A 10546-nucleotide genomic window follows, 5' to 3' on the forward strand; every position below is an offset into this window, starting at 1 on the left:
ACACCGATATGGGCGGGCTGCGCAAGCAGGTTGCCGAATTCCAGGGCAAGGTCGCCATCAACCATGACGAACTGATGATGAACATCAAGGACGCCATCAAGGACGGCCTGAAAGGCATGGTTGTGGGCGGCGTTGCCGCTGGCGCTGCCGCCGCTGCCGGTGATGAAGCTGCTCCTGCGGCTGAAGAAAGCGCCGTGCCGGATGATTTCGGCTTCGGTACTTCCGGCGCCAACAACGACGGCTTCGGCTTCTAAAGTAAAGATTGCCTGTGAGAGGTTTTGGGGCCTTGCCCCGAACCCTCAGACAAATAAAAAACCCGCCATTGGCGGGGTTTTTATTTGTCTGCAGTACTTAATACCCGGAGCGTGTGAGTCGTGCTGGCGGAGGGGTGCGTCTGCGCCCTCTGCCATAACAGTCACAGAGCAACCTTTGGCAGCGCTCCTTTATACCCTGCGCGCCGGGCGCATCTGCTACCAGCGTTCGGGCATGGAGTGGGGCGGCAGCGAATTTTCCGGCTGGTCGCCAAGCTTTTCGCGCAACAGGCGGATCACGGAAGTGGCATCGGAAAAATCCTGCTCCAGTTTGTCCAGTTGCAACTGTTGCGCGGTAAGCGCCGCATCAAGTGCCTTGATGCGTTCCTCCTGAAAAAAGGTCAGTTCTTCCAGACGGGTCAGCCGATCATCTTCAGAAGTCAGTGGGCGGGACATGGTTGCCTCCTTGTGAAACACCTGTTGGCACTGTTACGCGCGTCTTCCGCCGCGCCGTCCATCGCCGCGTTTGCCGTTGCTGTCAGAGCTACGATCATCAGAACCCGAGCGTGAGTCTTTGTCTCTCTGCGGGCTTTCACCCCTGCCCGATCTGCCGTGCGCGGCACCACGATCATTGTCCTCTCGCCGTGCAGGCCGATCGTCCCGCTGTGCTTGCGGGCCACGGGAAGGCCTTGGCCTGTCCTGAGGCTTGCCAGTTTTGTCGGGCCGTGTGCCGTCAGGCTTGTGAGCGTCACCATGCGTGCCGGGCCGTGTGCTGGGCCTGACACCGGGCCGCCGGGGGGCGTCTCCGTCCTCCATGGCGGGCATGAGGATGTAGTGCTGGCGCATGCGCTGGGCATCCGTGCGGGCAACATATATCTGTTCACCAAGCTCATCTCGTCCGCAATAAAACATGGCCGTGGCAATGGTGCCGGGCGTGGGGATAAAACATTGAGTCTGTTGCGGATTCCAGTGCCGTTGCCGCAGCCAGTGCGACAGGGTGCGCATGTCTTCATCCGTACAGCCTGGAAAGCCGCTCATGAGATACGGCACCACATACTGTTCCCGCCCTGCGGCGCGGCTTTGGCGTACAAAGCTTTCCAGAAAGGCCTCAAACACGTCCAGCGAGGGCTTGCGCATAAGTTCAAGCACTGAGGGCGCGCAATGTTCCGGCGCAACCTTGAGCTGACCGCCCGTAAATTCGCCTGTATAGGCGGCAAGGGCCTCGGCGTCACGCAGGGCAAGGTCGGCGCGAACGCCGCTTGCCACGCGGGCCTGCTTGACTTCTGGCAGGGCGGCAACCTTGCGCAGCAACTCCACATGCTTCCGCTGCGGCGTTATGAAAGATTTGCACACGCTGGGAAAGCAGCAACTGGTGCGGCGGCAGGCGCTTTTGACCCGTGGCTTGGCCGATTCGTCGTTCTGCGCAGTGCGGCTGTCCAAAGCGCAGTGCCCCTGCCACATGTTGGCGGTGGGGCCGCCCACATCTGAAATCGCCACCGGGCCTTTGCCGCGAGCCACGTTTTGCTGCCCCAGCAGACGCGCCTCCGCAAGGATGGACTGCTCGGAGCGCGAACTGATGCGCCTGCCCTGATGCAGAGCCAAAGAACAGAACGAACAGCCTCCGCCGCACCCCCTGTGGCTTGTGATGCTGGTGCGCATCATTTCAGCCGATGGGATAGCCTCCCTGTAGCGCGGGTGCGCCAGTCGTGTGAAGGGGAGGGTGTAGAGATCGTCCATTTCTTCGGTGGTCAGCGGCTGGGCGGGGCGGGCCAGCACCACGGCGCGATCGCCCACAGGCTCAAAGGCCCAGGCGTCAAGGCGGTGTACCTGTCGCTCCAGTTCCTGCGTCAGTTTGAGCAACTGGAAAGAGTCCGCCAGAATTTCATCATGCGAGGGCAGGGCAACCCACGGCTCGCCCTCAAGGGCAGGCGGCAGATTGGCCGGATGTCCGGAAGCATCCAGCTTGTTCATCCAGGCTGTGCCGGGGATGCCGCGAATGTCTTCTCCCTTGTCCAGGCGTTGGGCGCATTCAATGATGGCCTTTTCGCCCATGCCCCAGATAAGCAGGTCAGCCTTGGCATCCATAAGAATGGGTTTGCGCAGGGAGTCTGTCCAGAAATCGTAGTGGGAAACGCGGCGCAGGCTGGCCTCAATGCCGCCAAGAATGATGGGCAGGCCGGGAAAGGCCCGCCGGGCAAGGTTGGCATAGACCAGACACGCTCGGTTGGGGCGCGCCCCGGCTTTGCCGCCGGGCGTGTAGGCATCGTCGTGCCGCTTTTTGCGAAAGGCTGTGTAGTGCGCCAGCAGGGAATCAAGCGCTCCGGCGCTCACCCCGGCAAACAGGCGCGGGCGGCCCATGACGAGCAGATCGTCAGTATTCTCCCAGCCGGGCTGGGCCACAATGCCGGTACGGAAACCGTGGTGGATCAGCCAGCGGGCCAGCAGCACATTGCCGAACGAAGGGTGGTCAACGTAGGCATCACCGTTGATCAGCAGCACATCAAGCTGATCCCAGCCCAGGGCACGCATTTCTTCCGCGCTCATGGGCACGAAACGCGGCTGACGCAAGCGGCCCTGCGGCTGTGTGCCGCCAGCGCTTGCCTGCGGCGCGTCCGCCCACAGAGAATCTGGGGCAACAGCCTTGCGTTGCTGCGCGCTTTCGCGCAGCAGATCGGGAAAGGGCGGCTTGCGCGTGGGCGCGGGCTTGTTGTCTGCGCGCGCGGAGGCTCTGGCGCCCTGTCGGCGCGGCGCACCCTTGGGCGCGTCAGCAGAAAGCGGAACGGCAGCCGTTTTTGATCTTTCGGGCTGCCGCTCAGGAGCAGCACAGCCCTGGTCGCCGTGCTGACGCCAGGGCTGCGGAAATGGCGCGGGGCGTTTATTTGCCATTGGGGGGCGTCACCAGGGGCATGTCTGCGCTGCCGGGGGCGGGCATCATGGCGTTGCCGGGCATGCCGTTCTGGCCGCCCATCATGTTGCCCATGCTGCCGCCCATGTGGCCGGAGGAATGGTTGGACACAAATTCGTCCCATTCAGCGCGGTTAATAACTTTATCACCGTTTTTGTCAATAACGGCAAAGGCTTCTTCGCGCATGTTGGGGAAGTACGCCTTGAATTCCTCGTAGGACACCTTGCCGTCCTTGTCAGTATCCATCATGGCAAATTTATCAACCCTGGCCGTATCGGTTGCAGCGGGGTTGGCCTGGGCAGATGCGGCCCAAAGGCAGAGCACGGCAGCGAGGGCTATGTGCAGAAGCTTCATGGGGGATCTCCTTGTGGGGTGTTGAGCCGTCAGCGCTTGGGTTCTGCCTGCGGCGTTGCTGTATTGCAAGATAAAGCCTTGCCAGTCATCGGCAAGGTCAAAATTTCAAGTCCGGCTTATTCTGTTCTGAAATCAAGGCCCAGTTTTCCCATGCGGTCAATGCACAGAGTAAGATTGTCGGGCTGTCCCGGCTTGTGATTATCGGGGTAGAGCAGGGCTGACATATAAAAAATTGAGTTCAGACGCAAAGACATTCTGGCACTTGCCGAAAAGCCTTCCAGAGCGAGCGCGTAATTGAAGCGCGTTTCGCCCGGCAGCGGCTCAAGCAGGGGCTTGGCGTCTTCGGCCATGGCGGCCAGCAGTTCGGCCTTGAGGCGCATATGTTCATTATGGCCGGGGGTATCCCCGGCGTCAAGGCGGGCAAGGGCCTGCGCCTCTGCCGCCATAACTTCTGCATGGCGGTTGCGCAGCCACTTGATAAGGCTTGCCAAGGCCTGTTCGCTGGTGTTAGCGCTCACGGGATTCTCCTTGCTGGGGTTCGGCGCGGCCTGCTGTGCAGCCGTGCATGATTTTTAAAATGATACAGTTCAGGCAAGAAGGCAACGCCGTGCATGCATTTTGCGGCGTTGACCATAATTGCCGTTGACTAGTGCGGTTTATTGGTAGGATGATCAAAATAGATCCCCCCTCACGATTTATCCGCGTAGTGGAGGACATTATGGGCATGTCGCTTCGGGTTAAACTGGCAAGCGGTTTTGGCGTAATCCTGCTGGTTTTTGTCATATCCGGCAGTCTGGCCATGCTGGCCTTGCGCGCACAGCGCGAAACGCTGGGCATGTTGGGCAGGCATGAACTGCCCACCATCAATCTACTGCACGAAGCATCACTGGATATGCAGCTTTACCGCAAGGCTGAAAAAGATATCCTGCTGAACATGGGCGACAGCAAGGCGCTCAAAGGATACATGGGCAAGCTGGATGAGGTCTCGGCTGGATTGGGCGAAAACCTGCGAAAGCTGGCGGCCGCCCTGCGGGGCAATCCCCAGGCCGGAGCCAAGGCCGAGGCCCTGGCGCAGGAGGCGGCACAGGCATTTGCGGCTTACGATGCCGTGGTGCGCCGCACTTCTTCAGAAGTAACCTCCGGTTCTGGCGGCATGAGTGCCGCACAGGCCAATGCCTACTACACAACCTACAAGAATCACGTTCATACTACCGAAAAAAATCTGGAATCGCTGGAAACCCAGTTCATGGAACGCGTGGTATCCAGCCAGCGAGAACTGGCCGAACAAACGCGCGGTACAGAACGCCTGCTGCTGATTTCCATTTGCGGCAGTGTTGTATGCGGCGCGAGTATTGCCCTGCTGGTGCTGCTGTCTGTAACCCGGCCTCTGGGGCGGGTGATCAGCTTTGCGCGCGCCGTGGCTGGCGGAGACCTCGAGGCCCGGGCTAGCGGCAGTTACAGTGCGGAAATGGGCGCGCTGCGCGACAGCATTGAGGGCATGGTAGCTACGCTCAAGGGCAAGATAGCCGAAACCGAACACAAAAGCGCCGAGGCTGCGGAAGAAGGCCGCCGCGCCCGGCAGGCTGCTGATGAAGCTCAGGCCGCCAAGGCTGCAGCAGAGCGCGCCAGAGCGGAGGGCATGATGGAAGCCGCCGCGCAACTTGAACGCGCGGTGGAGGGGATTTCGTCCGTTTCCGGGGATATATCTGCGCAGGCGCGTCAGGCCAGCCTTGGTGCGGAGCGCCAGTCCGCCCGCGTGGGCGAGGCCGCCACAGCCATTGAGCAGATGAACGCCACCGTGCTTGAGGTTGCCCGGAATGCCGCTAATACCGCGCAAAGCACGGATGCCGCGCACAGCAGGGCCAATGAAGGTTCCGGCGTCATGCGTCAGGTGGTGGACGGCATGGACGAGGTGCGGCGCGTCTCCGCCGAGCTGAAAAATTCCATGGATACGCTGGGCGGCATGGTGGGCAACATCGGGCAGATCATGTCTGTCATTTCAGATATTGCGGATCAGACCAACCTGCTGGCCCTCAATGCAGCCATTGAGGCGGCGAGGGCTGGCGACGCCGGGCGCGGTTTTGCTGTGGTGGCGGACGAGGTGCGCAAACTGGCGGAAAAAACCATGGGGGCCACCCGCGAGGTGGGCGAGGCTATCAGCGGCATCCAGAGCGGCACCAGCGCCAACATAGAAAATATGGAGCGCGCCCTTGCCGCTGTGGAGCGCACAACGGAACTGGCCGGGCGTTGCGGCGAGGTGCTGCGGGAGATTGTAACCATGGTTGACGGCGCGAGCGATCAGGTGCGCGCCATTGCCACCGCCAGCGAAGAACAGTCTGCCACATCAGAAGAAATCACCCGCAGTATTGATGAAATCAACGGTATTTCGCGTGATACGGCTTCAATTATGAGCAAGTCCGCGCAGGCTGTGGAGCAGTTGGCGGGGCAGACGCGCGATTTGCAGGGCCTGGTGCAAAAAATGAAGTCTGGCGCGTAGCAACTGCCCTGAATGCCTCGCCTATGGTGGTGGGCAAGGCCCATTTTTACCAGATGCTGCATACCGGGCCTTGTTGCTGACTCACGCTGTGAAGCTTCTGTTTATAGATTGCGCAGATTCACGAGCGATTCATGCGCGGAAAAAGTGATGTCTTGAAAAAGGCATCACTTTTTATTTTACAAGAAACTGTATAATATTAAATAGTTGCGAGTCTTATGAAGTAAAAAAATACAAATTTTAAGTATTTTTTTGTTAAATAAAATCATATAGTTATAAATGTGGTGAAAATTTGCTATTTTCTTTGCTCTCATTTGCAGCTCTTTAACAAGTTGAAATATCACGTATTATTAGTGTTACATGCGCCAAAAATTTACCTCCAGTTTACTGAAATGTTTCAGTCTTACAGAATAAAATTTTTGTGGCATTTATTTTGTTCGGCCCGCGACTTGAAGTGTGGTGACCAATCTAGCAGCCCGCAGATTTGGAAATCCACGCGTGAAATCCTTGGGATGAACAAAAAACAAAGAGGTTCTTATGCGTGACGCGCAAGTGGCGAGAAGCCAGAATGGCTTGGAAATCCAGTATCAGTATGACGCTGCTGGACGCATTGCCCGCAAAACAGAGCAGTTTAACAGGGCCTCAAATGTGCTGGAGTATGCCTACGATGCCGAGGGCAGGCTGACCGAGGTGAAAAACAACGCTGTAATTGCGGAAACATATAAATACAGTGCTTCTGGCCAGCGCGTGCGCAGCAAGGTCTGGTATGAGGGCTGCCCTTCCGCATCAACAAGCGCAATGGAAAAATCGCGCTACAGCTATAATGACAAAGGCCAGTTGGAAAGCGATGGGCAAAACCGCTATGCCTATGACAAATACGGTTCGGTAAGCAGCATCGCAGGCAAGCGCGGCCTTCGCCTTGCCTACGGCAGCAGTACCATGCTGGGCAGGGCCGAGCTCAATGATGGTTGCGAACTGCGCTACGCCTACAAGGGCACAAGGCTTTACAGGCGTTACCGCCACAACGACATTACGGGCGAATACCGCCGGAACGATCAGGCAAGGCTCGCAGGCTTCCGCGACCATGAACTTCGGCTGGAGTATGGCTATGTTTATGATGCGGACGGCACCCTGAGCAGGATAGTCATTCGCCCCTTGGGCAAAACGGTTCTGGATGCTGATGCCGCCCCGGTAAATGAGCACAACGGCTCGGACGGCTGGTTGCACTGGTTTTGCGCAGCAAATCGTAAGGAAAGAGTGTGCCAGTGCCTCTCTGCATACCAACAGTTCCGCAACCCTTCTGATGCTGGCAAGCCAGAAAAGCCCGCTCTGGGAGGGGCAATGACGGGGAGCGCGCCTGCCGGGGCGGCATCGGCGCTGTCGTCACTCGTGCTGGCGTGCTGCTGCGATCATCTGGGAACACCACGCCTGTTTGTGGGGCCAGACGGCAAGGTGGTCAAGGAGGTGGTGCGCAGCAGTTTTGGCAAAATTGTTTATGATTCATTACCTTGCCTCTATGTGCCCATAGGTTTTTGCGCCGGGCTGGAAGACAGGGACACCCACCTCATACGGTTTAACTGGCGCGACTATGATCCGCGCATTGGCAGATTTATGTCGCTTGACCCTGCAAACGACACGCGCGGCGATGGTGACCTGTACGACTATTGCGTGGATGATCCGGTCAACAGGCACGATGTCAACGGGCTGGCCTGGGATGAGAGCAAGCATCCCCGAGATGCAGGCGGTCAGTTTACCAACGCGGGGGCGGTATGCCGGGCTATTCAACCTCTGGGCAAGAATTGAGAGCGTCAGTATCCCGAGAAGTTATGTATCGGGCAGATGTTGGTCGCAATGCCATGAGCGAGAGGGAAGAGCTTAAACGGTCTGCCATATCGCGCAACGGCATGATGCGGAGGGAGGAAATTTTGCCGAATGACAAGCCATTGCCCAAGTGGGATCTAGATGCGGCCATCGCTCGCTTGCACTCTCAGGTACTCCCTGGCTCTGACAGTCGGTGCGGTGAATTTGTCCACAAGGCCATCGATGCAGGCGGAATCACACTCAACACATCATACAACCCTAATGGGCAAAGTGCTAGCGGATATGGCCCCATTCTGCGCCACGCAGGTTTTAGAGCCGTGGCCCCGGGCGAGAAGCCACAAAAAGGGGATATCGTGGTTTTTCAGGCAACTACGGGGCATAAGCATGGCCATGTTGCCATGTTTGATGGCAAACAATGGATATCCGACTATAAGCAAAATAGTATATACGCGGCCTCAATCTATGAAGATAATCGTGTGCCGTATGTTATTTACCGGCGGCCATGAATATGCTAAATGATATAGACAACTAACTCGCATCCAAGGAATGAGTTGGTAAATTATGAAATGATCAGTGTCCGCATAGCGAGTCGTCCCTTTGGCAATAAACTCTCCCTGCCCCCGGTGGCGAACACGGCTACCGGAGGCAGGGTTGCAAAAAAATAGAGGAATAAAAATATGCGTATTCGCAACATACTTACTTGTGTGCTCATAAGCCTGATGTGTCTTGGCGTTTTGTGCCCTAAGGCGGCAGATGCAGCACAAACACCGCAGGAATTTGTTAAGGCATTTTATGAGTGGTATATCATTAAACATTATGAGCATCATGCCATTCTTAAAGATGAAAAACTGCCGGAATATGTTGATGCATCACTTATTGAGGAGCTAGAAAAGAAAGGGCCGTCAGATTTATATTATTTTATTCAGTTTGGCAGTAGCACTACAGTATTTAAAGAATGCCGTATTGTAGTGAAGGATGCCCTAAAAATGACAGATGATGTTTTTGTTGTTCCTGTCACGTTTAAGGGAGAAAAATTTGAGAGTACTGTTATTGCATACGTAAAAAAGGTTGACTCTGTTTTTAAAATTACGTCTGTATCGGATGCTTATACATACTAAATAGCAGGTAAATTCATATGAAAAAACTTTCCCTTACATGTATGTTTCTTGTCATGAGTCTACTTCTGCCGTGCCTACAATCTGCACGCGCGCAAGACGTAGAATCGTTTGTTCGTGATTTTTATATATGGTATCACAAGGAGATACTCATCTTAAGTCATCGCCCCGTTTTTGATCAGGCCATATTTAAATATGTGTGCAGATGTACTGCCAAGCGAGTTCAGTTTGACTATAATAGAGGGGTGAGTGCCGATGGGGCTGATTATTACCTAAAGGGGCAGGACTTTGGGAAAGAAGATATGGAAAACTTTATGGTGGGTAAATCCATTTCCGTAAACGATAGCCTCAGCCTTGTGCCTGTGAGTATGGGCCATAACAAAGAGTACGCACCCTACATTGTAGTTTATGTAGAAAAAATAAGGGGGCAAATGTGCATCAGCAAGGTGGAAGATAGCCGCTGGCCTAATTTTCGCGCGCCTGTGTACTGATCTGCTATTATTGGTTGCTGAGGCCTACCATGTGCTTTCAGGCTTGAATCAGAGCCTTTGTGCTGGGCATGACCCCTCATGCGTGCTCAAAACTGGCAGCGCCCCGCCCTTAAAAGTTATCCATGTATGCGCCCGGTGAGCAGTGTTTCGCCGGGCGCAGTTTGCAAAATCAACGTAGGAATCAAAACATGCGTATTCGCAACATACTTATTTGTGTGCTCACAAGTCTGCTGTGCCTTGGTTTCTTTTGCCCCAAGGCAACAAACGCAGCGCAAACACCGCAGGAATTTGTTAAGGGGTTTTATGAGTGGTACATCATTAAACATTATGAGGTGGATGATATTCTTGAAGAGGAAAAGTTACCGGAATATGTCGATGATTCCCTTATTGCGTATCTCAAAAGGAGAGGACCGTCAGATATATATTATTTTATACAGTTTGGTAGTAGCACCATGGCATTTAAAGATTGCCGTGTTGTAGTGAAAGATGTCCTCACGATGACAGATGGTGTATTTGTTGTTCCTGTCATGTTTAAGAAAGAAAATTTTGAGAGTGCTGTAATTGCATATGTAAAAAAACAGACTCTGGCTTTAAAATCGCATCTGTATCAGATATTTGCCCCTACTGAATAGCAGGAAAATCCATATGAAAAACTTTCCCTTGTATGTATATTCCTTGTCATGAACCTGCTTCAACCATGCCCACAATATGCACACGCACAAGACGTAGAGTCTTTTGTTCGTGATTTTTATAAATGGTATCTTAAGCAATCACTGTCGTTTGGTGAACAACACAGCTCGTTTGAGGATCTACCTGTTTTTGATCCGGCCATAGTCAAATATGTGTGCAGATGCACTGCCAAGCGCGTTCAGTTTGACTATAATAGGGGCGTGAGTGCCGATGGCGCAGATTATTACCAGAAGGGGCAAGAGGTTTTAAAAGAATCTCTGGAAAACTTCATGGTGGGTAAATCCATTTCCGTAAACGAAAGCCTAAGCCTTGTTCCTGTGAGCATGGGCTATTGACCCTCCCCCCGAAAAGTATGCCATTGAAAAGTTAGTGTTCCTGACATAGGAGCACAAGAATGAAACGTAGCAGATTCACCGAAGAACAGA

Annotated in this window: 11 protein-coding genes and 1 pseudogene; 8 read left to right on the plus strand and 4 right to left on the minus strand. The window is 54.8% G+C overall.

Features of this window, described 5'->3' with window-relative positions; translation table 11 throughout:
• Positions 1 to 254: pseudogene (locus G449_RS0101395) on the plus strand (hypothetical protein); the annotation flags it as partial.
• A 216-nt stretch (positions 255 to 470) separates the two neighbouring features.
• On the opposite strand, the gene G449_RS0101400 reads toward G449_RS0101395, so the two are convergent.
• The 4 genes from G449_RS0101400 to G449_RS0101415 form a co-directional block, all read right to left on the minus strand.
• Positions 471 to 707, minus strand: a complete 237-nt coding sequence (locus G449_RS0101400) for a SlyX family protein (RefSeq protein WP_022657521.1) — start codon at positions 705 to 707, stop codon at positions 471 to 473.
• A 33-nt stretch (positions 708 to 740) separates the two neighbouring features.
• Entirely contained in the window at positions 741 to 2795 is a 2055-nt protein-coding gene (locus G449_RS0101405) for a YgiQ family radical SAM protein (RefSeq protein ID WP_051135360.1), read from the minus strand.
• 331 nt (positions 2796 to 3126) lie between these two features.
• Positions 3127 to 3510 (minus strand): EF-hand domain-containing protein, encoded by a 384-nt coding sequence (locus G449_RS0101410; protein WP_022657523.1) that lies wholly within the window; start codon positions 3508 to 3510, stop codon positions 3127 to 3129.
• Positions 3511 to 3626: 116 nt separating this feature from the next.
• The gene (locus tag G449_RS0101415; RefSeq protein WP_022657524.1) at positions 3627 to 4028 is read right to left on the minus strand and encodes a hypothetical protein; all 402 of its coding nucleotides are present in this window, start codon (positions 4026 to 4028) and stop codon (positions 3627 to 3629) included.
• Between the two features lie 206 nt (positions 4029 to 4234).
• On the opposite strand from G449_RS0101415, the gene G449_RS0101420 reads away from it, so the two are divergent.
• The 7 genes from G449_RS0101420 (at position 4235) to G449_RS18345 (ending at position 10456) form a co-directional block, all read left to right on the plus strand.
• The gene (locus G449_RS0101420; protein WP_245559801.1) at positions 4235 to 6007 is read left to right on the plus strand and encodes a methyl-accepting chemotaxis protein; all 1773 of its coding nucleotides are present in this window, start codon (positions 4235 to 4237) and stop codon (positions 6005 to 6007) included.
• Positions 6008 to 6541: 534 nt separating this feature from the next.
• On the plus strand, positions 6542 to 7807 hold the full coding sequence (locus G449_RS0101425; protein WP_022657526.1) for an RHS repeat domain-containing protein: 1266 nt from the start codon (positions 6542 to 6544) through the stop codon (positions 7805 to 7807).
• Between the two features lie 23 nt (positions 7808 to 7830).
• Positions 7831 to 8331 (plus strand): CHAP domain-containing protein, encoded by a 501-nt coding sequence (locus G449_RS0101430; RefSeq protein WP_022657527.1) that lies wholly within the window; start codon positions 7831 to 7833, stop codon positions 8329 to 8331.
• Positions 8332 to 8502: 171 nt separating this feature from the next.
• On the plus strand, positions 8503 to 8943 hold the full coding sequence (locus G449_RS0101435; RefSeq protein ID WP_022657528.1) for a hypothetical protein: 441 nt from the start codon (positions 8503 to 8505) through the stop codon (positions 8941 to 8943).
• 17 nt (positions 8944 to 8960) lie between these two features.
• Positions 8961 to 9431: a hypothetical protein gene (locus tag G449_RS0101440; protein WP_022657529.1), complete on the plus strand. Its 471-nt coding sequence runs from the start codon at positions 8961 to 8963 to the stop codon at positions 9429 to 9431.
• Between the two features lie 188 nt (positions 9432 to 9619).
• Positions 9620 to 10063: a hypothetical protein gene (locus G449_RS0101445; protein ID WP_022657530.1), complete on the plus strand. Its 444-nt coding sequence runs from the start codon at positions 9620 to 9622 to the stop codon at positions 10061 to 10063.
• 48 nt (positions 10064 to 10111) lie between these two features.
• Positions 10112 to 10456: a hypothetical protein gene (locus G449_RS18345; protein WP_159060405.1), complete on the plus strand. Its 345-nt coding sequence runs from the start codon at positions 10112 to 10114 to the stop codon at positions 10454 to 10456.
• Positions 10457 to 10546: the final 90 nt, after the last annotated feature.

The organism is Desulfovibrio desulfuricans DSM 642 (genome assembly GCF_000420465.1).
In the GTDB taxonomy this organism is placed as follows: Bacteria; Desulfobacterota; Desulfovibrionia; order Desulfovibrionales; family Desulfovibrionaceae; genus Desulfovibrio; species Desulfovibrio desulfuricans.